The organism is Streptomyces sp. AC550_RSS872 (assembly GCF_019049285.1).
Taxonomy (GTDB): Bacteria; Actinomycetota; Actinomycetes; order Streptomycetales; family Streptomycetaceae; genus Streptomyces.
Map to the genome: position 1 here is coordinate 1 of NZ_JAGMUL010000203.1, position 208 is coordinate 208.

At 66.8% G+C, this 208-nt stretch carries 1 protein-coding gene; it reads right to left on the bottom strand.

Annotation, left to right across the window (positions count from 1 at the left end):
- Positions 1 to 208 (bottom strand): acyltransferase domain-containing protein (locus KUM44_RS42865; protein WP_217215178.1); only part of this gene is annotated, 208 nt, incomplete at both ends.

Genomic DNA, 208 nt, shown 5'->3' on the forward strand with positions numbered 1-208 from the left:
CGCTCCGCACCACCCTCATCACGCCGCAACGACCCCACAGCCACCACGGAACGGTCCGCGCTCTCACCGGTCTCCGACACCGCCATCGCAAGCACCGGATGCGGACTCGACTCCACGAACAACCCAGTGCCCTTGTCCACCAAGGACCGCACCACAGGCTCGAACAGCACCCGCTCCCGCAGGTTCCGCACCCAATACCCGGCATCCA